This window comes from Lacrimispora xylanisolvens, assembly GCF_002934545.1.
Classification (GTDB): domain Bacteria; phylum Bacillota; class Clostridia; order Lachnospirales; family Lachnospiraceae; genus Lacrimispora; species Lacrimispora xylanisolvens.
On record NZ_PTJA01000014.1, the window covers coordinates 1 to 25,808 of the forward strand.

Below are 25,808 nucleotides of genomic sequence, written 5' to 3' on the forward strand. Positions count from 1 at the left end.
ATGGCGAAAATACAGGAACGAAGATCAGAGATTGGATTTATCGAGCGGTCCCGGAATCATTCCGAAGACTGCAGACAGTGCCGTTGGTTTTCTCTGTGCCGCGGCGGATGCTATCGCTGCAGAGATGGTATGGAGGACAATTATTTCTGCGAAAGCTATCGGATGCTATTTGAGAACTGCTTTGCGCAGATGGAGGAGATAAGCCGTTTTCTGTTTACAACCAGGTATTAAATGTAAGGTTCCATTCAGATGTTGCGTGTGCAACATCCTGGGTGGACTTTTTTTGCTATCATAGAAAAGTAAGAGCTGACTTACTAAAATGATACAAATCGATATGGAGGCAGACATGAAAAAGGTAAATGTAAATTATGAAAAACTGTATTATGGATTTCCTGTTGTACTTGTAAGCTATTACGATACAGATGGGACTCCCAATGTAACAACTGTGTCTTCATCCTACACCTTAAGGGATATGATGGCGCTGGGTTTTTCCTCAAAGGGATATGGCATAAAGCGGATTAAAGAGGTGTCGGATTTTGTGGTAAATATTGCAGACAGCAGCATGGAGGAGGCAGTAAAATTTTGCGGCAGCAAAACAGGAGCAGAGTGCAAAAAATTTGACAGCATCGGTCTGACACCCGTTGCATCTGATGTTGTCCATGCTCCAGTCATCAAAGAATGCCCAATCTCCATTGAATGCAGCCTGACGGATGTAATTGAAAGCGGAAATCATTTAGGAATTACCAATATTCTGGCAAAAATAAAAGGCCGTCTTGTAGCAGAAGAACACTTAAACAGGGAAGGAAGACTGAACGTATCTGCATTTGATGATATTATATATATGGGAGACGGAGTCAGCCGCGGTTTCCGTAATATGAAATAAAAATTTTTGTCCGTATATTTTCCTGATGACTACAGAAACTAATGTCACACAGGAGGTAAGAAAATGGCAAAAGCAGGAATGAGAAGACCAAGTCCTTATGATCCCAAAAATCATGGAACGGAAAATCACGAAAAAATGCATCGTCCAAAGAATGAACAGGCCATGGTTCCTGAAATTCAGGGAGCTGCAAAAAACAGCAGTGAAAAAGCAGGCCCCGTCAATGCTCCAAACTGGGCGAGAGATGATTACAAAACTGGAAATAAAAATGAGGACTGACGAGAAATCATAATACAGGCACAGAAGGACTTAGCATAATGAAAGCTAGGTTCTTCTTTTTGTTTTCAGTGTTAGTATGAAAAAAATTAAACAAATACATTGACTGAAATGTTGAAAACGTTTAAACTTGATAAGTAGATTTATGCTATAACTATATCATACCAGGAGGAGACTGTAAGAATGAAAGTAAAAGCAGCGGATATTGCCAGAGATTTACAAATATCTAAAGCAACTGTTTCGCTGGCCTTAAATGGAAAGCCTGGTGTCAGTGAGCAGACGAGACAGGAAATTCTTGCTTATAAAACGTATCTGGAAAATAAAATGGCGGAAACAGCCTCTGCGATAGGAAAGGAAAAGCAGGTCATAAAAGTTATATTTATGCACCGGGATTTAAAAGTAGCATATAATTCCTTATGGACAGAGGTCCTGGCAGTATTTGACAGGGAAATAAAGAAAATGGATTATTCTCTGGGGGTGACCTATGTTAATGTTTTGACTGATTCTGTGGAAGCAGTGGTCAATGAATGTAATATAAGCAGCGTTGCAGGAGTAATTTTGTGTGCAACGGAAATGCAGAAACAGGATTATGAGCTTTTAAAAAACATTCAAAAACCAATGATAATTTCTGATAATGACTTTGGAGATAATTATCATCACCGGGTATGTATTGATAATATTTCTGCGGTCAGGCTGGCTGTTGAATATTTACTGAAAAGAAACTGCAGGAAAATCGTGTATCTGGCGAATGAAACGGAGATTTTTAACTTTTTACAAAGAAGAGAAGGCTTTCGATCAGTACTGGCTGCTCATGATCTGGTATTCAGCAAAGACATGATGGTTCCCATTGGCAGAACCATTGATGATGTTTTTGAAAGAATGAAACAGTATCTGCATGAAAATCCACTGCCTGACGCATTTGTTATGGAGAACTATCAGGTTTCCATCGGAGTGATAAAGGCGATGAATTCGCTGGGAATTTCCATACCGGAGGATATTTCTCTGATCGGGGTGGATGAGGTTCCTAACTATGCCACATATGATAGCAGGCTGACTGTTATAAAAATAGATCATATAAACAGAGCGGGTATGGCAACGTTTCTGTTACAAAAGGAGATAGCAGAGAATCTTTCTGTAAAATTTAAAGTGATGTCTGACTGCAGACTTATAGAGGGAAACAGCGTGAAGTAATTAAATAACATACTAAATTGCGCCAGGTGTAATTATACACCTGGCGTTTATGTTTGCATATAAAAGTTTAAAAGGAAATATAAAATAAAAATGTTTCATATATGATATGTTACAAAAATTATAATAAAATACCCTTGAATACATACAAGTAATACAAAAAATGCTTGAAATCCAGTTTGTAATGTGTTAAAGTAAGTTTATATTTAATTTAAAAGATTAAATTAAATGTTTAAAAAGGACACATTCGTTTAATAGGAGGTATTTATGAAAGGAAAAAGGGGTATTGCGTTCATGCTGGCAACGGCAACAGTGATTTCCGGGGTACTTGGCGGATGCACAGGTAAAACCGGACTGAAGGAATCGGAGTCAAAAACAGAACAAACAAAAAGCCAGTCAGGAGGTTCGAAGGAAGGAGTAACAGAGGTTTCATTCTGGACACTGAATACAAGGCAGAATGCGGTCGAGCCAATTGCAGAGGCCTTTAATGCTGCCAATAAGGATATGAAAGTAACTGTTTCCTACTATGATACAGATGGAATCAAGGATGCCTGTAAGGTGGCTGCTTCTTCCGGAACGCTACCTAATATGTGGTTTAACTGGGGCGGAAGTCTGGGGGGATTTTACGCGGAAAACGGTCTTTCCTATGATTTGACAGAGTATGCAAAAAACAATGGGTGGGCAGATCGTTTTAGTTCCGGTGTATTAAATCTTTGCCAGTTAAGCGGACAATTGTCAGGCTATCCCACAAGCTATAATGTATTGGATGTTTATTATCGAAAAGATATTTTTGAAAAATATGGTATTAAGGTACCGGAAACTTTTGAAGAATTTGAGGCTGCCTGTGCAAAATTAAAAGAAAATGGTATTACGCCCATATCTACAGCGGGTCTTAACGGCTGGCATGTAATGAGATTCGTGGAGTTATTAATTGAGCATTACGCAGGGAGTGAACTCCATGATTCATTGAATACATTCAGCACCAGTTATAATTGTGAGGCTGTCATTTCAGCTTTAACAAAGTACAAAGAGTTCTGTGAGAAAGGTTATTTCCCAGAAGGCTTTGTTACAACAGACCCCAATGACACAAAGATGGCTTTGTTTTCAGGGAGTGCGGCAATGGATATACAGGGGCAGTGGTACGATGGAGTGATTGTTCAGGATGAACAGGACATGAATTTATACGGAACATTTGCATTTCCATCCGGCGGTTCTGACAGGTTGTCTGCATTTGCTGAGATGACTCAGTTTAATGCGAAAAATACTGATGTTCAGTTAGACGCTTGTATGAAGTTTATGGATTATTACTATAATGAGGAAAATGTAAAAAAATATGCTGAGTACTATAATCTGCCCCTTCCCAACAAGGAGGCAAAGATGCCGGAGGGTCAGCCGAATGTTGCTGATATGCTGGCAGCAGCGGAAGCCAATGGAACCTTCACTATTACAGATCAGGCATTTCCGACAGAAGTAGCAGATGCTTTATTTAATGTTCAGGATGCCATTGCGAATGGTCAGATGGAACCTGCAGACGGAGCCTCTAAAATTCAGGAGGCAATAGAGGCTTATCGGGCTAAATAATAAGTTCATAAGATGATAACGGGCAGTTTTAAGACAAGCTGTCCGTTTTCAGCAAAACGTTGTACGCACGGGATTCGAGGAGAGATTATTATGGGAGATAGTAAAAAAAGGGATTGGAGCGCATATTTATTTATTCTGCCTGCAGGTATTATTTATTTATCGGTTATTGTTGTTCCGGTTTTTTATTCCTTCTATATCAGTTTATTTAAGTGGAATGGAATAGGAAAAAAAGAGTTTATTGGATTTTTCAATTACATACATTTATTTCAATCAGATCCAATCTTTTTGATTTCAATTAAAAATAATCTTATTTGGATTACACTGACGATTTTAATTACAATGACTGTTTCACTGGGATTTGCTGTCATTTTAAATAAACAGTTCCGGGGACGTACTTTTTTTCGTGGATTCTTCTATTTCCCTTGTGTAATTGCTCCAATTGCGGTATCTATTATATGGAGATGGATATACAATCCGAATTTTGGCTTCATGAATCAACTTATGAAGGTTTTAGAAATAGATTTTTCCCAAAGCTGGATTTCCGATCCGAAAGTCAGTCTTTATGCTATATTTGCTGCTGCTTTGTGGCAGGCTGTTGGTCAGCCCATGATTCTTTTTTTAGCAGGGCTGCAGGCAATCTCCTCAGATGTACTGGAAGCCTCAAGAATTGACGGAGCTTCCGGAATGAAGCAGTTTTTCTTTATTACTGTGCCGCTGTTAAAAGAGAGCTTTGTAATCGTAATCGCAACATTAATTGTCTCGGCTTTAAAAGTGTTTGATGTGATTCAGGGCCTGACAGGCGGTGGGCCAAACAATGCCACCCAGATGCTTTCAACCTATATGTATTCCCAGACCTTTCAGTATAATAATGTAGGGGTTGGGACAACCATCGCATGCGTAATGGTATTTATCATGATGGTAGTTATCATACCGTATGTGCTGTTTACAGCAAAAGAAGACTAGGGGGGAATTAGTATGGAGGGAAAGTCACGAAAAGTGGGAAAGAAAATCTGGCTCTATGGAATTCTTACAATTTTAGCATTCATCTGGATTGTACCAATGTTAACCTTGCTTTTAACCGCAATAAAAGCCAAAAAAGATTTTTACAGTGGATTAAGCCTGTTTCGCCTTCCGGCGGAGATCGCATGGAGTAATTTTACAAATGCATTAACCAAAGGGCGCCTGCTTGTTTATATGAAAAATGATTTCATCGTCTCAGGGTTAAAGGTGCCTCTCGGCATTTTTGTAGAAGCTATGGCGGCATTTGCAATAACGAGGCTTAACATTAAGCATAAAACCGGAATTTTTATATTTTTTTTAATCGGTATGATGCTGCCAATGCAGACGGCGTTAGTACCAATTAATGTAATTTACAGCAAACTGAAACTGCTGAATACTTATTTTGGACTGTTTTATGTGTACATAGGATTTGGTATTTCTTATGGAATCCTGATTTTAAGGGGCTTTTTTAAAGGAATTCCAAAGGATATTGACGAGGCAGCCTTTCTTGACGGATGCAATAAATGGCAACTGTTTATAAAGGTGATTCTGCCTGTTTCCAAACCGGCAGTCGCAACTCTTGTTATCACAGATTTCCTGGCAACCTGGAACGAATATTTACTTGCCAGTGTTATTATAAATGATAATGCAAAAAAAACTGTTCCAGTGGGAATTATGACGTTTGTTGGAGAGCATGGAACAGATTATGGTTATCTGTGTGCTGGAGTCCTGGTTTCGGTGATTCCGGTGTTGGTGGTATATCTGGTTTTTCAGCGCCATTTTGTAGAAGGTATGGCGGGAGCAGTAAAATCATAAAAAATATAGGAGATTGATATGACAGAATTTATTCAGAAACTTGAAAAATGGGATACCTGGGAAATTACCTGCCCCGGTCACACTGATAAGAATCCGTTTATGGATTATAAGATCCAGGGGACCTTTACCGGCGATCATGAATGTAAAACAGTGGATGGCTTTTACGATGGAGAGGGAAATTATGTGGTCCGCTTCATGCCTTCCTTTGAAGGAATTTATCAATTTTTGATTAGCGGAAGTTTTTCTGAAAAAACATGGGAAGGAACCTTTGAGGTTCTTCCTGCTTTGGGTAACAATCATGGACCTGTTCATGTAGCAAATACCTATCATTTTGCCTATGAGGACGGAGTTCCCTATTATTCCATTGGAACGACCTGTTATGTATGGGAGCTGCAATCGGAAGAATTACAAAAACAGACTCTTGAAACTCTTAAGAATAGCGCATTTAACAAAATTCGTTTCTGTATTTTGCCGAAACATTATGATTATAATTTAAACGAACCGATCTCTTATCCATACATAGGAACGCCTTGCGACAGTACAAAATTAACCAGTGAAAATTTTATGCAGTATAATGGAAGGGCAGAGGGGAATCAGTGGGATTATACCCGTTTTAATCCGGATCATTTTCGGCATATTGAACAATGTATCAGACAGCTGAGAGATTTGTCTATAGAAGCGGATTTAATCGTTATGCATCCTTACGATCGGTGGGGATTCAGCCTTATGGACAGAGAACAGGACGAACAATACTGGAACTACGTAATTGCCAGGTTTTCCGCATACAGGAATGTCTGGTGGTCACTTGCCAATGAATATGATCTTATGCCTCAAAAGTCTGTGGAGGACTGGGAGTGTTATGCGGGGATCATTTGCAGGAAGGACAAATACAATCATTTGAGATCCATTCATAACTGCAGGCCTTTTTATGATTATACCAGACCATGGATTACCCACTGCAGCATACAGAGGCAGGATGTTTATAAGACGGCGGAATACGTGGATGAATGGAGGGAGAGGTATCAAAAGCCGGTAGTGCTGGATGAAATAGCCTATGAAGGAAACATCCAGCATGGCTGGGGAAATATAAGCGGTAAGGAACTGGTTAGAAGATTCTGGGAAGCCAGCTTAAGAGGGGGATACGCCGGTCATGGAGAGACTTATATGAATCCAAACGACATCCTGTGGTGGTCCCACGGCGGTGTCTTACACGGGGAAAGCCCTGACAGGCTGAAGTTTCTCTATCAGATCTTAACAGAAACGCCGGGGTATGGGCTGACGCCTTTAAAACAGGCGTGGGATGAGGTGTGCGCAACTGTGGAACGTGTCAGCTATTATCTGTATTACTATGGTTTTAACAGACCTTCCTTCCGGGAATTTTATTTTGATGACACAACAGAATTTGATGTGGAAGTCATTGATACATGGGATATGGATATTGAAAACAGGGGAATATGTAAGGGGAAATTTAAAGTGGAACTGCCTGGAAAGGAATATATGGCGATACGCATCAGAAAACATCAGGCGTAGAGATAACAGAGGCGGAATTGGATTTTCCGGGATTGTACTAGACCGTAGACAGGCAATATGGTATACTGAATCCAAAATTTATTTTCAGAATAAAAGACGGCGGGAGGAGATTGACCAATGGCAACCCTTAAAGATGTGGCAGAACGGGCAGAAGTTACGGTCACCACTGTCTCAAGAGTCATTAATAACCGGGGCTATATCAGTGAGCAGACCAGAAAAAAAGTTTATGATGTTATGAAGGAGCTTAATTATCAGCCCAATGAACTGGCACGGTCTCTTTCCATGCAAAGAACCAATACCATCGGAATTATTGTCCCTCACATTGTCCACCCGTATTTTGCCAAGCTCATCAGCAACTTAGAAAACGCAGCCGCCAACAAAGGCTACAAAATATTGCTGTGCAATTCCAAAGCAAAGAATGAAAAGGAACTGGAATACATCCAGATGTGTAAGAGCAACCGGGTATCGGGGATTGTACTGTGCAGCCGAAACGTGGATATTGAAGAGATGAAGAATTTAGACATTCCTGTCATTACCATAGAACGTAACTTGGAAGCAGGAACCGTGGGAATTCAGTGTGACAACTATCAGGGAGGCTGTCTGGCGACGGAACATTTAATATCCTCAGGCTGTAAGAATCTGCTTCATTTAAGCGGGATTAAAAATGAAAACATGCCGGCGGATGCCAGAGCGGAAGGATTTATTGCTGTCTGTGAAAAGCACGGAGTGCGGCACCGGGAAGTGATGGCTACCAGCACCATTTACAATACTCTGGATTATCATGAGCACATCAGAAAAGCCATTGAGGAAGATCCTTTCGTAGACGGTATCTTTGCCAGCAGTGATCTGATTGCTGCCCAGACCATTCAGATCTGCGCTGAGATGAATCTGTCCATACCCGGACAGATCCGGCTGGTTGGTTTTGACGATGTGGATATTGCCAGACTGACAACTCCCACAATTACCACCATCAGACAGCCGGTCAGAGAGATGGCGGAATGGGCAATCGAATTTATACAAAGAAGTCTGGATCATGAAGCAGTTCCGGAACAGTTTAAGCTGCCGGTTACACTAGTAAAAAGAAACTCCACATAAATAAGAATGACACTGGAACATAAAAGCCAGTGTCATTTTTTTATCGTCGATTGCAGAATAATTTATTATAAGCGATTGATCTATGAAATAAGCGCTTTAAGTTAAATAATAAAATAAATATCATAGATATAACACATAAAAATTTGGGGAAAATGCACAAAAAATAAGATTAAAAATTTGTAGATAAGACGAAAATATGTCAAGCGGTTGACATGAGGCACAGAGAGGAATATACTCAGGTTACAGCATACGTAAATACGCTTCCATCAGGGAGCAGATTTTGCGGAAAATCAGAATATCAGGGAGGTATTGGAATGAAACGAAATCAGGTTCTTTCATTGGGACTGGCAGCTGTTATGATGCTTACTGCAGCAGGATGTAACAGCGGAAGCAAGACGCTTGAGGGGGACGCAGGCACAACGGCAGCAGGAAGTACAGAGGGGAGCAAAGCAGAATCATCCCAAAGCGCAGGAGCTGCGGCAAATGGAGTCACCATCACCATTTTAAACACAAAGGCAGGCATGGAGAAATTTTTTGAACCGGCGTTTGAGGATTATAAGAAAAAAACCGGAGTTACTGTGGAGATGTCTTCTATTTCAGAGGGAGATTCTCCCTACGAGGCAATTCAGAAAAGATATGCAGCAGGTGATGCTCCTACACTTGCCATCATGGACTGCAATGATATTGTTGCACTGGCAGAACAAAAGGCCCTCCCGTTAGATGGGGAAAAGTGGGTGGCCGACGGCGGAGATAAATACGGTGTAAAGGTGGGCGGTAAGCTGTATGGCTTCCCATTCAGTCTGGAAGGCAGAGGACTTTTATTTAACAGAACCGCCATTGAAAAGACATTGGGAAGGGATTTTGATGAAAAATCCATAAAAACCCTTGATGATTTCAAAGCAATCTGCGATGAACTGGTTGCTGCAGGCATGGAAAAACCAGTCTGTATCTCCAAAGAAGACTGGTCACTGGGAGCTCATTATCTGGGACTTATGTATGAAGAACAGGATGGAACTTCCAAAGGAGCAGAAGACCTCATCGGTTCGTTAAAGGACGGATCTGCTAAGCTGACTGATAACGCAAGATTTAACAGCCTGTTTGATACCTTTGATGTGCTTATGAAATATAACATCAATGGAAAAGATCCTCTTGCGGCTGATTACGATACGGATAATGCCTATTTTGCAGAAGGGGACGTTGCGTTCTGGTTTAACGGTAACTGGGTATGGGAAGTAGTATCCGGATTTGCAGATTCCAATTCTGAGTTTGGCATGCTTCCTGTTGTTCAGAATACAAAGGATGATAAGTTCAACACTCTGGTCAATGCGGTTGGTTCCAAACAGATTATGATTGATAAAAACGCTTCTCCGGAACAGATCCAGGCAGCGAAAGACTTTTTAAACTGGCTGGTCTATGATAAGACAGCTCAGGATATTGTGGCAAATCAGATTCTTGCAGTCCCATGCTTTAGTACCTTCAACGCTTCCCCTGACAATAAGCTGGGGCAGGCATTAAAGGCTTACGCAGATGCAGGGCTCACCTTTGATCAGTACAACGGACTGCCTGGAGATCACTGGTCCGTATGCGGTGGTTTTGTACAGAAATATCTGGGAGGGAAAACAGACCGTGCCGGTCTTGCAGCTGACTTGGAAGGCTATTGGAAATCCAAGAAATAGGGGATAGGGAAGGAACGCTTTTATGGAAAGAAATGCGATGTCCAATAAAATAAAAACATATATGATGTTTGCTGGTCCGGCAATGTTTTTCTTCTTTGCAGTAGTCATCATTCCATTTATCTATGGTGTGTATTTAACCTTTACCAACTGGGATGGGATTTCAGAAAAAAAGCATCTGATCGGATTCACCAACTACATAGCAGTATTTCAGGATGGGGGATTTTGGAATGCATTGTTACTGACCCTGTCTTACGTGGCAATCAGTACAATCCTGGTACAGGTGATTGCATTTGCGCTGGCATATTTACTGACTGGCGGGCTGAAAGGTCAGAACTTTTTTCGGGCAGGATTTTTTACACCAAACTTAATCGGCGGGATTGTTTTAGGATTTATCTGGAAGTTTGTGTTTTCCAAAGCATTTACTGCTTTTGGAGCGATGATTTCAGCGCCGCTGTTTGAAAGTTCCTGGTTATCGGATCCCATAAAAGCGTTCTTTGCTTTAATTCTGGTTACCGTATGGCAGTATTCCGGATATATGATGCTGATCTACGTTGCAGGCTTTGTCGGAGTGCCCAAGGATTTAATAGAGGCGGCCAGTATTGATGGTTGTACCAATACACAGAGAACCAGACACATCGTAATCCCCATGATGGCCCAGTCATTTTCCATCTGTACATTTTTAACACTGACCAGATGCTTTATGGTATATGATTTAAACGTATCCTTAACAGGAGGAGAACCATATGGAAGTACGATTATGGCGGCTCTCCATGTATATCAGAAGGCGTTTAAATCCAAACAGTACGGGTTAGGTCAGGCAGAGGCGCTGGTGCTATTCGCAGTGGTCGCAGTGGTGGCTGTCACTCAGTATTATTTAAGCAGAAAGAAGGAGGTGGAAGCGTAATGGCGAAAGGGAGAACTGTGGTAGGAGGAAGAAAAGCAGTTTTTATGAACCTTATGAAGCTGGTTTTATTAACAGCTGTGCTGATTTTATACATGATTCCATTTTTCCTGATTCTGATCAATTCGTTTAAGAGAAAGATTACGATTATAAAGAATCCCCTTATGCTGGTAGATCCCAAAGGATTTTCCTTTGATAACTATAGTTCGGCGTTTCGGGAGATGAACTATGTCAGGGCGTTTGGCAACTCCTTGATAATTACCTTTGTCAGTGTGGCCTTCATTGTCCTGTTTGCTTCCATGGCAGCATACTTCTTTGCAAGAACCAAAACCTTTGCTGCGAAATTCAGTTTTTCACTGATTGTGGCAGCTATGGTAATTCCGTTTCAGACGATTATGATTCCCCTGATATCCATTTATGGGAATATGTTTGGAATGCTGAATATGAGGTCGACTTTAATATTCATGAATATCGGATTTGGTATGGGTCTGGCGATATTTATCTATTATGGGTTTATCCGTTCCGGGGTTCCCATTTCCCTGGAGGAAGCGGCTATTATTGATGGCTGCACCCCTTACCAGCTGTTTTTTAAGATTGTTTTTCCACTTTTAAAGCCCACTACCGCAACCCTGATTGTTCTTGATGTCTTATGGCTGTGGAATGATTATCTTCTTCCCAGCCTGATACTGGGAAAAAAGAAATTATATACGCTGCCCTTATCAACTTATACTTTTTATGGTACGTATTCCAGTGATCTGGGGAAAATCATGGCAGGTCTGGTGCTGACCATTCTGCCAGTCATTGTTATATATCTGATTTTGCAGAAGCAGATTATCAGCGGTGTTGTAGCGGGAGCGGTAAAGGCATAGGAGACAGCCCTGTGATTCCATATTCGGTAACACAGGGCTTTTTTAACAGGGAGAAAGACAAAAAGAGAGGGCAGCAGGTTGGAAAAGACAATTCGTATTACAGGAAAATATTTATGGATTCCCATCACTCCGGGAGCGAAAGATTCCATTGTATCTTTTTATATGGATGGCGTAAAGATTCAGGAGATGTGTATTGAAACCGGAGAAGAGAAACCACATTTCTATGCATGGTTTGATGCATCGGCGTATCAGGGCGCTGCAATGACCATAGAAGGGGATTACAAGGAAGCATGGTTTGAGAACATTGTGGTGAGAGATAAAAAACCAGTAAATCCTTCCAAAAGACCTCTGATCCATTATGCGCCTGAATTTGGGTGGCTCAATGATCCCAATGGGCTGATTTATGACAATGGAGTCTACCACATTTACCATCAGCATAATCCTTACGGAGTCAGGTGGGAGAACATGCACTGGGCTCATACCAGTACTGGTGATTTCCTGTCTTATACCCAGACGGAGGATGTTCTGTTTCCAGATGAAGAGGGACCAGCTTTTTCCGGGACAGCTATTTTGGATCAAAACAATTGCCTGGGACTGGGGGCGGAGGCAATTGCATATTATTATACTTCAGCTGGTGGACGCAGCCACTGGTCTAAGGCGCATAAGTTCACTCAGAAAGTAGCAGTAAGCACGGATCATGGAAAAACGCTTAAAAAGCTGGAAGAATCTGTTCTGCCTCATATTAATGAGGAAAACAGAGATCCAAAGGTGTTTTATCACGAAGAAAGCGGCTCTTATATTATGGTGCTTTATATCTCTGATGATACCTTCTGTTTCTTTCAGTCCAAGGATCTGATTCATTGGGAGAAGATACAGGAAATTATCATACCGGGTATGTGGGAATGTCCGGACTTTTTTCCGCTTACCTGTGAAGAGGATGGGGTGAAAAAGTGGGCTTTGTGGTCTGCAGATGGATATTACTGTCTGGGAGATTTTAATGGGAAGTATTTTCAGGCAGAGAAGAATAAAGAGGGAGACACCATTGCCAGATATCAGCTTTATGAAATAATCACAGATGGGGAGAACAAAGCTGACCGAAACTTTGTAAGACCATATGCAGCGCAGATTTTTAAAGGGACAGGTGACCGAATTTTGCAGCTTAGCTGGATAACCAGCGTGAAAAAGGATAGGAATTACGCCGGCATTTTGTCCCTGCCTGGAGAACTGGGGCTTAGTAAAACGACTGATGGATACCGGATCTGTATCAATCCGGCAAAGGAACTGGCAAAGCTGAGAAGTGAGTCATTCAGTGAAGTTCTGGATGAGAAAGAAGAGGCATTGGCACCTTGTTTTGTCAGCCTTTATTCTGGTGAGGGTCAGGCACTGGAGATTGAATTGACTGTTAGTGACGCCAGACAAATAAAGGGGAAAGGTGAATCCTGTCTAAAGCTGACTGTATTTGGAACCCTGTTTTCGATTGATCTTTCTAGCCGTGAAATAAAAGTGGGACCACACAGAATACCATTGAACGAGGAAAAAGAACATCATTTAAGAATTTATGCAGATTCGGATGTGTTTGAATTGTTTGCCTGCAAAGGATTGACATATGCTGTGACTGATAATGAAGGTGACAGCGTTTCAGGATCTGTGGAGATCGAGTATTCCGGGATCATGGGAGACATAAAACTTCATGTATTAAGGGAAATCAGGATAAGTGAATAGATGGGAGCTGGATGAATGGAACTGAATAATAAGATTATGTTAATTACGTATGCGGACAGTCTGGGCAGGAATTTAAAAGAACTGGATACAATTCTGCACACCTATCTGCAGAATGAAGTAGGCGGTGTGCACATTCTTCCCTTTTTTCCTTCTTCTGCAGACAGAGGCTTTGCTCCTCTGTGCTATGATCAGGTGGATGGAGAATTCGGAACATTTGAAGATATAAAAAGGATCAGCAACGATTATTATCTGATGTTTGATTTTATGGTAAATCATATTTCCAGAAACTCTGATTATTTTAAGGATTTTGAGGAAAAAAAGGAGCTTTCCGATTACAAGGAAATGTTTATCCGATATAAAGAATTCTGGGATCAGGGAGAACCAACCAAAGAAGAGGTGGATTTAATCTACAAACGAAAGCCACGGGCACCCTATACGGAGGTAACATTTAAAAACGGGGATGTGGAAAAAGTCTGGTGTACCTTTTGTGAGGAACAGATTGACCTGGATGTAAGGACAGAAACAACGAAGGAATTCATACGTAAATCCTTATCTGGCATGTGTGAGAATGGGGCCTCCATCATTCGGCTGGATGCATTTGCCTATGCTGTAAAAAAGAAAAATACCAATTGTTTTTTTGTGGAACCGGACATATGGGAGCTGCTTCATGATATTCAGGATGTTGTGTCCTCAAAGGGAGTGGATATATTGCCTGAGATCCATGAGCATTATACCATCCAGATGAAAATTGCTAAACAGGGCTTCTGGATCTATGATTTTGCACTTCCTGTGCTGGTTTTAAATGCGCTTTATACAGGAAACGGGGTTTATTTGAAACGATGGCTTGAGATGTCTCCGAAAAAGCAGTTTACCACGCTGGATACTCATGATGGAATTGGAATTGTGGATGCCAGAGACTTAATGCCCGATGAGGCAATTGAGGAGACAAAAGAAAAAATGTTTACCAAGGGAGCCAATGTAAAAAAGATATACAATACAGCGGCTTACAACAATCTGGATATTTATCAGGTGAACACGACCTATTATTCTGCACTTGGTGACAGGGATGATGCATATCTGCTGGCAAGAGCCATTCAGTTTTTTGCACCGGGAATTCCACAGGTGTATTATGTGGGCCTGCTTGCCGGATCCAATGATATTGAACTGATGGAAAAGACAAAAAATGGAAGAGACATTAATCGTCACTATTACAGCCTGGAAGAAATAGCAAAAGAGACGGAACGTCCGGTTGTGAAACGACTTTTTGAGTTGATGCGTTTTAGAAATACCCACCCGGCGTTTGCTTTGGAGGGAAATATGGAAGTGAAGCTTAAAAAGGATTATCAGCTGACTATCATCCGTACCTGGGGCACCTATTATGCTGCGCTTACGGCTGATTTAAAAAGTTTTGAATTTGACATCAGCCATAATTAAAAGAGGAAGCTGGTTCTCTGCGTTGACAAATGCCCTCCGCCTCAGTAAGATAAATACAGAATAAATAAGGAGGGCTCTCAACGGATGAATACCATAAACAGTGTGATTGAAAAGATGATGGATTATTATAAAGGCGATCCAAAGAGGATTCAGCATTTTATGAAAGTATACCAGTTTGGTAAGCTGATTGGAGAAGAAGTAGGGCTTGATGCCAGGAAGCAGCGGGTACTGGAAACAGCCTGTGTGGTTCATGATATCGGTATTAAGGCAAGCGAAGAAAAATATCACAGCAGCGCAGGCAATTATCAGGAGCTGGAAGGACCGCCCATTGCAAGAGATCTTCTTGCGTCTCTTGATTATTCACCGGAAGAGATTGACCGGATCTGCTGGCTGGTAGGTCACCATCATACATACAAAAATATAGAAGGTGAGGATTATCAGATTCTTGTGGAAGCTGATTTTCTTGTCAATGCATGGGAGGATGGGATGTCTCGGGAGGCAGTTGAGAATGTCAGGAAGAAGATATTTGCAACATCACCAGGAATCCGAATGTTTGAAACCATGTATATGTAAAGAATATCTGGCTGGGATGAATTTCTTAAAAATTGTATATGATAAATTAAGGATTGAATATACACGTTTTTATAATTTTATGTAATAATAGTGTTGAAACGGATGGAGATCTGCTGGGTGATATCATGAACGATGCTGTGACATAAAGTTTTGACACTATCAATTTAAAACAATAAATAGGGTTGTTGCATTATAGTAACGGGAAATAAGTGATAAGTGGCTGACTATAAAAAAGCGTTAGGATACAGTCATGAAATCAATCTCCTTTATTACTTTATTTGCAGCATCCCTTTTTTATTTTATTTGCATCATACATAAAAAATATTTCCCATAAGGAGACCTGTTATGAAACAAAATGGAAAAAAAACTTTTAAATTATTCAAAAAATCCAGGGCCCATACCATTTTGTATCAATTTATGGTGACGTATTTTATTGTGCTGTTTATTCCTTTATTAATATGCAGCGGTTATTATATCAGGATGATTTCAGTAATTGGCAACGACGATATACAGTCGAGGAAAACAGAGCTGACACATGCTGCAGTTTTAGTGGATACGATGCTTGATGAAGTCTCCTATCTGGGAGACAGTCTTGCATCTAATACAGGTGTTAATACCTTTAAGAGAATTTCTGCCGCTTTCGAAGGTCCCAATTCCTATGAGGTTTATGAGTTACACAAAATGCTTCCGGATCTATATGCCATTAATCAGTCTATATTTGACTATTTCATATTTTTTGATAAAAGTGAAACAGTAATAAATAAGCAGATTGCCTATACATACAAGGATTTCTATGATCTCTACCTGCATGAGGTAAGATATGAAAGTTACGATGACTGGTACCGGCATATGAAAGAGGATCAAGTAATTTATGGATTAAGCCCAATGGAAGCTTATAAATACAAAACGAAACCCTCTCTAAATATGATTGCATATACAAGGCCTATGATCTATGGGGATTATAACGGGAAAAGCAGGATAGAGATCATGTTTAAAGATACGGTATTAGAAACCTTAATGCCGGCGCGGGCTGATAACAGTATCCAGTTTATAAAAGATTTTCACGGCAGGCTGCTTTACTATAAAGCTCAGGGTGAACCGGAAACGACATCCCGGGAGGATGTGAGCAGAGCAGTTGACATGGTCATTACCCATAATGAGAATCCTGAGAATCAGACAGTAATCCTTAATAAAGAAAAATATCTGGTGATCCGGTATGCTTCGGATAAATCCGGTCTGGAATATTATATGCTGCAGCCGATGGTGGCAGTCAACAGCAGGAGTGTGTACAGTATGTTCATGCTGGCTGTTTTTGTTTTTACTGCAATAACGGTGGGAATCATATTAAGCTATTATATGTCCAAGAAAAGTGCCACTCCCATTAATGATATTATGAAAGAAGTTTCCCAAAACACGGAACGGTTTCAAGGGCATCAGGCAGTTTTTTTAAGCTTAAAAGAGACTTTTAAACATCTGATAAATACCAATACGGACATGATAAGGGTAATTGAAAGTCAGAAACCGTTTTTAAGGAATGCTTTTTTAAACCGGTTGTTATACGGCAATTTCACTACAGAAGAGGAAGTTTCCATAATTGCCCGCAATATTGGACTGCTTCATACTGACAGGGTCTTTGGCATCCTTGTATTCCGCTTTAATACGGATATAGATAAAATTGTAGAAGATGATCTGAAACTGATAAACTCCTGCATCCTTTCCATCATTGAAGTATTGAAAGAGATACTTCCAGACAGCCTCTATACCACCCTTGACGGTGATCAGGTAGTCCTGCTGATGAGTATCGATAAGAAACACAGTGAGTATTTCAAAGAAGAGACAGAACGAAAGATTAGAAAAATCAGGGAAGCCATGCCCTCCAATGTATCGGAGCAGTTCTATGTATATGGTGGCAATGAAGTGGAGAGTCTGACAGAACTTAAGGATTCCTATAATAATGCAGTGTATATGTTCCAGAATGAGAAGGAGCAGATTGATCATACCGTCATCTGGTATATTAATAATTTTGTAAATATTCCTTCCTATCCTCCCCAGGACTTTTCCCTGAAACTTATGCATTATGTAATGGCTGGGGATAGTGAGGGGCTCCATGATGCTCTTGAGGATATTATTAAAAAGTATTTTATTGAGAACAATCTGCCGGTTTATCTCCAGCATATGCTTTTGAATGAATTGCAGACAGCGTTATTCCGTATAATCCGCCGGATTGGGGCTGATGAATCAGAATACCGTACTTATTATAACAAATTAGAGGAAAACAGTAATGCAACACTGCTGAATCAGTTCACCCTCACTCTGAACCTGTACCGTACGGTATGTAAAGGTGTCAGCGACAGAAAGAAGCTTAAGGATACTTCCGCGATTACAGCTTCCATTGCTTCCTATATTGATGTTAATTACGGTGACAAAAATCTGTCACTAACCAGTGTTGCTGACATATTCAGTATCAGTGAACCCTATTTATCCAGCATATTTAAGCAGTCCCTGGGAATTAACTTTTCTAACTACATGGAAGGGGTAAGAATTGAAAAGGCAAAGGAATTATTAGAAAAGACCAATTTGTCCATCGGTGAAATCTCCGATCATGTAGGTTACGGTTCGGCTAACTCTTTCTGTAGGGCTTTTAAGAGGGTAATGGGAATCAGTGCTTCCGAATACAGAAAAAAATAAGGACTGAAAGCCTTATAAACATTGGGTTCTTAAATTATGAATAGTGGGAAAAAAGTATTGTATATATATTTTTAGCTGACGGTGTGCAATGATGAAAAAAAGAAAAGGGAGAGGTGAATGAATTGCTTAACCGTTATAAAGCTATTGTAACAAATCAAAAGAAAGGAGGCTTTTTGAAATACTTTGCTGCCCACTGGCAATTATATCTTATGATCGCACTGCCTTTCAGTGTATTACTGATTTTTTCTTATGGTCCCATGTACGGTGTTATACTTGCTTTTAAAAATTATAAGGTAAGTCTGGGAATATGGGATAGTCCATGGGCTGATAATTATGGTTTTAATAATTTTATAAGATTTTTCAATAATTATAATTTTAAAGAATGTTTCCGCAATACTCTGGTGGTTTCTATTTACTCCATGGTGGTAAGCATACCCTGTTCCATATTGCTGGCAATTTCCTTAAATTATACTAAAAATATCTTATTTAAGAAAGCGGCCCAGTTGATTACATATTGTCCCTATTTTATTTCTACAATTGTATTTGTAGGAATTATAAATATAATCATGGACAACAGAACCGGAGTAATTGGGAGCATTCTTTATAATCATTTCGGAATTAACGTACTGGGCAGTGCCGGATTGTTTCCGTCCCTCTATGTGTGGAGCGGTGTCTGGCAGGGGATTGGTTTCGGTGCAATTATTTATATTGCTGCCCTGGCTGGTGTAGACATGGAACAGCATGAAGCAGCCATTATCGACGGAGCCACTCTTTTACAGAGAATACGGTTTGTGGATATACCCGCAATTATACCTACGGTGGTTATTATGATGATCTTAAATATGGGAAGTCTCTTAAATGTGGGATATGAGAAAGTTCTTGCCATGCAGAACCAGAATAATCTGATTACTTCTGAGATTATCACTACCTATTCTTATAAGGTATCATTGGTTTCTACCTTTCCGGATTATCCATATTCTACTGCCATTGGATTGTTTCAGTCCCTGATTGGATTGTTTCTGATACTTGTCGCAAATAAAATCGCCAATAAAGTATCAGGCACTGGCTTTATGTAAAGGGGGAAATTATGAAGAGTAGAAGAATTACACAGGATAAGGTTGTTTATTTCGTCAATTACATATTGCTCACCCTGCTGTTAATAATTGTGTTATATCCGATTATCTATATTATCAGCTGCTCCTTCAGCAGCGGTAATGCGCTGATGACTGGAAAGGTTAAATTATTTCCGGTAGGATTTACCCTGGACAGCTATGAAACCGTATTTAAATATAAATCAATCTGGACCGGGTTTAAGAATTCACTTACTTATACGGTCTGCGGCGCTTTAATCAGTATAATCCTGACGTTGTTTGCGGCATATCCCTTATCCAGGGAGGATTTCAGGGGAAGAAAAATAGTGACAGGACTTTTCTTGTTTACCATGATGTTTTCTGGTGGATTAATCCCTACCTTTATGTTAGTGAAGAACCTTAAGATGATCAATACGATGTGGGCAGTCATTCTGCCCGGTTCAGTCAGTGCCTATAACGTTATTGTTGCAAGAACATTCTTTTATCAGACGATTCCAAAAGAATTACTGGAAGCCTCAAAGATGGATGGCTGCTCTGACTTTAAATTCTTCTCCATGATAGTAATACCTTTGTCTAAACCAATTATAGCGGTTCTTAGTCTTTGGGTAACGGTTTCCTTATGGAATTCTTATTTTAACCCTATGATTTATATCAATTCCGTGGATAAATACCCATTACAGTTGGTACTCAGAAAAATAATTCTGATGTCCCAGGTGGATTTGTCTTCCGCCAATGTGGATCCCATGATGGTAGCAAAAAACCGGAATTTAAGTGAAATGCTAAAGTATGGAACAATTATTATCAGCAGCCTTCCCTTAATGATTGTCTATCCTTTCGTACAGAAATACTTTGTAAAGGGTGTTATGATCGGATCTGTTAAAGGTTGAGTGTAACCTTTTTAGCTTAATATATAAATAATGAGGAGAAAAAACCATGAAAAATAGAAGGATTTTTAACAAACGTATCATATCAATCATAGCTTCAACCGCTATGGTAGTATCACTGTTAGGAGGCTGCCAGAAATCTGGCACGAAATCTTCCGATGCCAAAACAGACGATACGAAATCAACATCTTCTGAAGATGCGTTTAATTTTAAATCCGTTAAAGATGTGACGTTTCCACTGAAACAAAAGCTGGAATTAACAGTTTTTGTATATGCGACAGCTACAGGCGGGGGCACATATCAGGATAACTATGTAACCGACTGGCTGGAGGAAAAAACCAATATTCATCTGAATTATGTATATGATTTAGATGGTGATGATGCAAAAACCAAATTAAATCTTGTTATGACTGATGCGGCCAGTCTTCCGGATATCTTCCTGGCCACCAACTGGACGAAATCAGAAGTACAGTCTTATGGACAGCAGGGGCTGATTATTCCCCTGAATGATTATCTAAAAGACGCACCAAACTGGAATGCCAATAATGAAAAAAGTCCTTCCAGAAAAGCGGATCTTACGATGACAGACGGAAACATCTATACATATGGCGATGAGAATGAAAGCTTCCATAATATGTTCCAGAACAGAATGTGGATCTATATGCCCTGGGTAGAAAAACTCAATGAAGGTAAGGTGCCTCAGACCACAGATGAACTGTATGATTACATGAAAAAAATTAAAACCCAGGATCCCAATGGTAACGGTGCAGCAGATGAAATACCTATGACCGGTTATATCGGCGGCTGGGCAACCGATCCCACTGTCTGGATGATTAATTCTTTTGTACAGTGTAACAATCCGTTAAGCAATACGAACCCTACGGTAGCAGCGGGTTTTGTCGCCAACAATGGAAAAATTGAGTATAACGTAATGAAAGACCAGTATAAAGATGCACTTAAATATATGAATAAGCTTTATAAAGAAGGTTTACTGGATAATCAGACCTTTACTCAGGATAATACCCAGTTTGATTCTGCTTTAAATAATACGGACCATCTGGTTGGATTATATGCAGATGGCGGTGTGAATGCGGACGGAGATAATTTCTGGGCTAAAAAACCGGGTGACTGGCAAAACTGGGCATGCCTTGAGCCTGTTGCAGGACCTGATGGGGTCAGACTGGCGGCCAGAAGTATTGCTACTTACTTTGGCTCTTCAATAGGAAGTATATCAGCAAATTGCAAATACCCTGTTATTGCAGCAGCATTATTTGATTTCATGGCATCAGAAGAAGCTTCCAATGTACAGGCATATGGACCAGAAGGCTTTGGCTGGGATTGGACAACAGAGGGAACTTCTTTGGGTGATGGTGTTCCTAAATATGAAACACATACGATTCCCGATGATTTTGACTGGGTCGGAAACGGATTTCCCAGAAATTATGCTCACAAGGCCTATACTGCCGATGCTATGGTAAGATCCAGCAACATTGATTACCGTTCTGCCTTAAAGATTGAGAATCCAGATCTGGATGTAGAGTATGTATTCCAGAAGGCAGCAGAAAAATATGAAAAATATTCACCGGATATTAACACCCTGATTCCAAACTTTGCATTCGAAGGGGATGACAGCCGGGCCATTTCGGAATATACACTGACCATTGGTGGATATGTAAATCAGGCTACGGTTCAGTTCATCACTGGAAATATGGATATAGACAAAGAATGGGGCAATTATATCAGTAAATTAAAGGATATGGGAGTGGATGACTATATCGCACGTTATCAGAAATACTATGATGAATATATGAAAACAACAGGAAAGTAAAAAGACTGGTGGGAGGTATTATTTGTGAAAAAACAGGCCTTTAATCCCTATCTTCCGTCATGGGAATATATACCTGATGGGGAGCCTTATGTATTCGGAGATCGTATTTATATATATGGGTCTCATGACCGGTTCAGGGGAAATGCTTATTGTTTAAATGATTATGTATGCTGGTCGGCACCAGTGGATGATCTGGGTGACTGGAGATATGAAGGTGTAATTTACCCCAAGGTATCCGATCCCCTTAATAGGGACGGCAGCATGTGTTTGTACGCACCGGATGTAACCTTAGGTCCTGATGGACGCTACTATCTTTATTATGTGCTGGATAAAGTAAGCATCGTATCCGTTGCGGTGTGTGAGGAACCGGCAGGAAGATATGAATTTTACGGATATGTACATTATGCTGACGGTACACGTCTGGGAGAAAGAAAAGGTGACGAACCCCAGTTTGATCCAGGGGTTCTTACGGAAGGCGGTACAACCTATTTATATACCGGATTCTGCGGCGTAGGTGACAGATCCAGAAGCGGCCCCATGGTAACGGTACTTGGACCTGACATGCTTACCATTGTGGAAGAACCTGTATTTATTGCCCCAAGCGAGCCATTCAGTGAAGGAAGCTCCTTTATGGAACATGAATTTTTCGAAGCACCGTCTATGAGAAAAAGAGGAGATACCTATTATTTTATTTATTCCTCCATTGTTATGCATGAATTATGCTACGCAACCAGTAAGTATCCCACAAAGGGGTTTGTGTACGGTGGAGTGGTAAGCAGTAATTGTGATATGCACATTCATTCCTATAAACCGGCCAGGAAACCCATGTATTATGGGTCTAATAATCATGGAAGTATGGTTGAAATCAAAAACCGGTGGTATATATTTTACCACCGCCATACGGATGGAACAAATTTCAGCAGGCAAGGCTGTGCAGAACCCATTGAGTTTCGGGAAGACGGATCCATCATACAGCCAGAGATGACCTCCTGCGGATTAAACGGGGGACCATTGGCTGGAAGGGGAGAATACCCAGCTTATTTAGCCTGCAATCTTTTCTGTAAGGATGAAGAAATTTATACTCCCCTTGGAGGCCTTTGGATGGACAGCCGGTTCCCCAAAATAACACAGGACGGGAAAGATGGGGATGAGGAAGCCGGTTATATACAGAATATGCGTGATACGGCAACTGCCGGATTTAAATATTTTGACTGTCAGGGAGTGAAAGGTGTTATAATTAAAGTACGCGGATACTGCAGGGGTCAGTTTGAGATAAAAACCTCCTGGGATGGAAAAGCACTTACAAATATTCCCGTTGGTTATACCAATATATGGAAGGAATATACGGCGGATATTGCAATTCCGGATGGGATCTGGCCAATTTATATTACATATCGCGGAGAAGGCAGTGCGTCTTTACAATCGTTTACTTTAATTTAGCCTGGAGGATATCCTTATGAAGAATCGTTTGCTGTATGACAGACCAGTTCCGTACCAAAGATTCAGACCTGACAGTGAAGAAATTTGGAATGAAGCAGCACCCATTGGCAACGGAAACATGGGAGCTATGGTTTTTGGTGGAGTTCAGATAGATAAATTGCAGCTGAATGAGGATACCATCTGGTATGGAAACGGGGGAAGAAACCGTGTAAATCCGGAAGCAAAAGGCAATTATCTTAAGATACGCCAGTTACTGTCAGACGGCATGGTCTCAGATGCTCAGAAGCTTGCCGCCGATACAATGATGCCAATTCCTGACCAGCAGAGAAATTACAGTACCGCCGGTGAAATCTTTTTTGAATTTCATGAAGAGAACCAGGAGTTTAAGAATTACATAAGGTGTCTTGATTTCAATCAGGCAATTGTAACCATGGAATATGAGATTGGCGGGGTGGAGTACCAAAGGGAATATTTTGCCAGTGCCGTTCATCAGGTAATTGCCCTCCATCAGGAGAGCAAAGGTGAGGAAAAGGTAAATGGCTGCCTGATTCTGACATTTTTCCGCAGTAATGTAGAAAAAATTGAAAAAATCTCCGACCACATCCTATCTATGACAGTAAAGGAAGGCGGAGAGGGCTGCTGTTATTGTGTCATGGCTGCAATTAAGAATGAAGGCGGTACCGTGGAGATTCACAGAGACCAGATCCGGGTGAATGAAGCAGATTCCTTTACTGTCTATCTGTCAATCCGAAGTGATTTCTATAAAGAAGAGCCGGCCGGCTGGTGCAGAGAAAAGCTGGAGTCTGTACTTAGGCTGCCTTATGAGCTTGTAAAGTCGGAGCATACAAAGGAGTACCAAAGCTACTTTAATCGCGTTCAATTTTCGCTGGGTCAGGATACTGCAAAAGCGGAAAGGACGGTTCCTGAAAGACTGAAAGCCATGCAGCAGGGAGAACAGGATCTGGAGCTGATTGCAGCGTATTACCAGTTTGGCAGATATTTGCTGATTTCAAGCAGCAGACCTGGGTCACAGCCCGCAAATTTACAGGGCATCTGGAACCGCAATGAGCATCCGGCCTGGGGCAGTAAATATACAATTAACATTAATACGGAAATGAATTACTGGCCGGCAGAAAGCTGCAATTTATCGGAATGCCACCTTCCCCTTTTCCAGTTAATCCGTAGAATGCTTCCCTATGGTCAGAAGGTTGCAATGGATATGTACGGTCTGCCCGGTTTTGTTGCCCACCATAATACGGATTTGTTCGGAGACTGCGCCCCCCAGGATGCAGTCATGTCGTCTACGATCTGGCCTATGGGTGCAGCCTGGCTTTGCATTCATATCTGGAACCATTATGAATATACCCTGGATCAGGAATTTCTGAGAATGAATATGGATTTGATAAAGGAAGCCTGTCTTTTTATATCGGAGTATCTCTTTGAAAACCATCAGGGAAAACTGATAACAGGACCTTCCATTTCACCGGAAAACACCTATCTTCATCAGAGCGGTCAGACGGGTCAGCTTTGTATCGGGCCAACTATGGATACTGAGATTATCAGGGACCTGTTTGAGGCCTGTATCAAAGGGGCAGAGATTACTGACTGCGAGGATGAATTGACAAGGAAGCTTAAAACTATCTTACCCCGTCTTCCGCAGCTGTCTGTTGGTAAATACGGACAGTTAATGGAATGGGCGGAAGACTATGAGGAGATGGAACCTGGCCACCGTCATATCTCTCATCTGTATGCGCTGTATCCTTCTGAGCAGATCACTTATGAAAGAACTCCGGAATTAATGGAGGCTGCAAGGGTGAGCTTAGAAAGACGTCTTAAGAACGGCGGGGGTCATACCGGATGGTCAAGAGCCTGGATTATTACCATGTGGGCAAGACTCAGGGACGGCGAAAAGGCGGGAGAGAATATCAGGAATCTACTGACAAAATCAACCTATCCCAATCTTTTTGACTGTCACCCTCCGTTTCAGATTGACGGAAATTTTGGCGGGACGGCAGGTATTGTGGAAATGTTACTGCAATGCTTAAATGGGGAGCTTACTTTTCTGCCCGCACTGCCAAAAGACTGGGACTTGGGACATATAAGCGGAATAAAAACCAAAGGTGCCTTAACCGTTTCCTTTACCTGGAAGGACGGAGAGGTTATTTCAGGCAGTATTCTTGCAGAGAAAGGCGGCAGGTGCTGTTTTATAAAGCCTGACAGCATTACAAAAATCGTTTCCGGGCAAAAGGTAAACATTACCTATAAAGGGCAGAAGGTAGTCTGTTACGGTGAGGGTGTATATGAAATACAACTCTTCTGTCAGTAAGGAGATCAGAG

The 25,808-nt window shown here is 41.0% G+C and carries 20 protein-coding genes and 1 pseudogene; all 21 read left to right on the top strand.

What is annotated here, in order from left to right; genetic code table 11:
* Positions 1 to 231: pseudogene (locus BXY41_RS26860) on the top strand (anaerobic sulfatase maturase); the annotation flags it as partial.
* Positions 232 to 346: 115 nt separating this feature from the next.
* Positions 347 to 883 carry a flavin reductase family protein gene (locus tag BXY41_RS21375; RefSeq protein WP_104438915.1) on the top strand — a complete coding sequence of 179 codons (537 nt, stop codon included), beginning with the start codon at positions 347 to 349 and terminating at the stop codon, positions 881 to 883.
* A gap of 63 nt (positions 884 to 946) precedes the next feature.
* Complete coding sequence (locus tag BXY41_RS21380; RefSeq protein WP_104438916.1) at positions 947 to 1,159, top strand: hypothetical protein; 213 nt, start codon at positions 947 to 949, stop codon at positions 1,157 to 1,159.
* Positions 1,160 to 1,339: 180 nt separating this feature from the next.
* Positions 1,340 to 2,347: a LacI family DNA-binding transcriptional regulator gene (locus tag BXY41_RS21385; protein WP_104438917.1), complete on the top strand. Its 1,008-nt coding sequence runs from the start codon at positions 1,340 to 1,342 to the stop codon at positions 2,345 to 2,347.
* Positions 2,348 to 2,611: 264 nt separating this feature from the next.
* Positions 2,612 to 3,925, top strand: coding sequence for an ABC transporter substrate-binding protein (locus BXY41_RS21390; RefSeq protein ID WP_104438918.1), 1,314 nt, complete (start codon positions 2,612 to 2,614; stop codon positions 3,923 to 3,925).
* A 90-nt stretch (positions 3,926 to 4,015) separates the two neighbouring features.
* Positions 4,016 to 4,888, top strand: a complete 873-nt coding sequence (locus BXY41_RS21395; protein WP_104438919.1) for a carbohydrate ABC transporter permease — start codon at positions 4,016 to 4,018, stop codon at positions 4,886 to 4,888.
* 12 nt (positions 4,889 to 4,900) lie between these two features.
* Complete coding sequence (locus tag BXY41_RS21400) at positions 4,901 to 5,740, top strand: carbohydrate ABC transporter permease (protein WP_104438920.1); 840 nt, start codon at positions 4,901 to 4,903, stop codon at positions 5,738 to 5,740.
* 18 nt (positions 5,741 to 5,758) lie between these two features.
* Positions 5,759 to 7,270, top strand: coding sequence for a DUF5605 domain-containing protein (locus BXY41_RS21405; protein WP_104438921.1), 1,512 nt, complete (start codon positions 5,759 to 5,761; stop codon positions 7,268 to 7,270).
* 117 nt (positions 7,271 to 7,387) lie between these two features.
* A complete protein-coding gene (locus BXY41_RS21410) occupies positions 7,388 to 8,365 on the top strand; it encodes a LacI family DNA-binding transcriptional regulator (protein WP_104438922.1) in 978 nt (325 codons plus the stop codon).
* Positions 8,366 to 8,679: 314 nt separating this feature from the next.
* Positions 8,680 to 10,041, top strand: a complete 1,362-nt coding sequence (locus BXY41_RS21415; RefSeq protein WP_170072514.1) for an ABC transporter substrate-binding protein — start codon at positions 8,680 to 8,682, stop codon at positions 10,039 to 10,041.
* A gap of 22 nt (positions 10,042 to 10,063) precedes the next feature.
* Positions 10,064 to 10,945 (top strand): carbohydrate ABC transporter permease, encoded by an 882-nt coding sequence (locus BXY41_RS21420; RefSeq protein WP_104438924.1) that lies wholly within the window; start codon positions 10,064 to 10,066, stop codon positions 10,943 to 10,945.
* Positions 10,945 to 11,811: a carbohydrate ABC transporter permease gene (locus BXY41_RS21425; RefSeq protein ID WP_104438925.1), complete on the top strand. Its 867-nt coding sequence runs from the start codon at positions 10,945 to 10,947 to the stop codon at positions 11,809 to 11,811. Before BXY41_RS21420 ends, BXY41_RS21425 begins: the two co-directional genes overlap by 1 nt.
* Positions 11,812 to 11,889: 78 nt before the next feature.
* Entirely contained in the window at positions 11,890 to 13,533 is a 1,644-nt protein-coding gene (locus BXY41_RS21430) for a glycoside hydrolase family 32 protein (protein WP_104438926.1), read from the top strand.
* 15 nt (positions 13,534 to 13,548) lie between these two features.
* Positions 13,549 to 14,967, top strand: coding sequence for a sucrose phosphorylase (gene gtfA, locus BXY41_RS21435; protein WP_104438927.1), 1,419 nt, complete (start codon positions 13,549 to 13,551; stop codon positions 14,965 to 14,967).
* Positions 14,968 to 15,051: 84 nt separating this feature from the next.
* The gene (locus BXY41_RS21440) at positions 15,052 to 15,540 is read left to right on the top strand and encodes an HD domain-containing protein (protein WP_104438928.1); all 489 of its coding nucleotides are present in this window, start codon (positions 15,052 to 15,054) and stop codon (positions 15,538 to 15,540) included.
* A gap of 345 nt (positions 15,541 to 15,885) precedes the next feature.
* Entirely contained in the window at positions 15,886 to 18,228 is a 2,343-nt protein-coding gene (locus tag BXY41_RS21445) for a helix-turn-helix transcriptional regulator (protein WP_104438929.1), read from the top strand.
* Positions 18,229 to 18,401: 173 nt separating this feature from the next.
* Positions 18,402 to 19,304 (top strand): ABC transporter permease subunit, encoded by a 903-nt coding sequence (locus BXY41_RS21450; protein WP_242980313.1) that lies wholly within the window; start codon positions 18,402 to 18,404, stop codon positions 19,302 to 19,304.
* An 11-nt stretch (positions 19,305 to 19,315) separates the two neighbouring features.
* Complete coding sequence (locus tag BXY41_RS21455) at positions 19,316 to 20,206, top strand: carbohydrate ABC transporter permease (RefSeq protein ID WP_104438930.1); 891 nt, start codon at positions 19,316 to 19,318, stop codon at positions 20,204 to 20,206.
* A 46-nt stretch (positions 20,207 to 20,252) separates the two neighbouring features.
* Entirely contained in the window at positions 20,253 to 22,031 is a 1,779-nt protein-coding gene (locus BXY41_RS21460) for a type 2 periplasmic-binding domain-containing protein (protein WP_104438931.1), read from the top strand.
* Between the two features lie 24 nt (positions 22,032 to 22,055).
* The gene (locus BXY41_RS21465) at positions 22,056 to 23,471 is read left to right on the top strand and encodes a family 43 glycosylhydrolase (RefSeq protein ID WP_104438932.1); all 1,416 of its coding nucleotides are present in this window, start codon (positions 22,056 to 22,058) and stop codon (positions 23,469 to 23,471) included.
* A gap of 16 nt (positions 23,472 to 23,487) precedes the next feature.
* Positions 23,488 to 25,797, top strand: coding sequence for a glycoside hydrolase family 95 protein (locus tag BXY41_RS21470; protein WP_104438933.1), 2,310 nt, complete (start codon positions 23,488 to 23,490; stop codon positions 25,795 to 25,797).
* Positions 25,798 to 25,808: the final 11 nt, after the last annotated feature.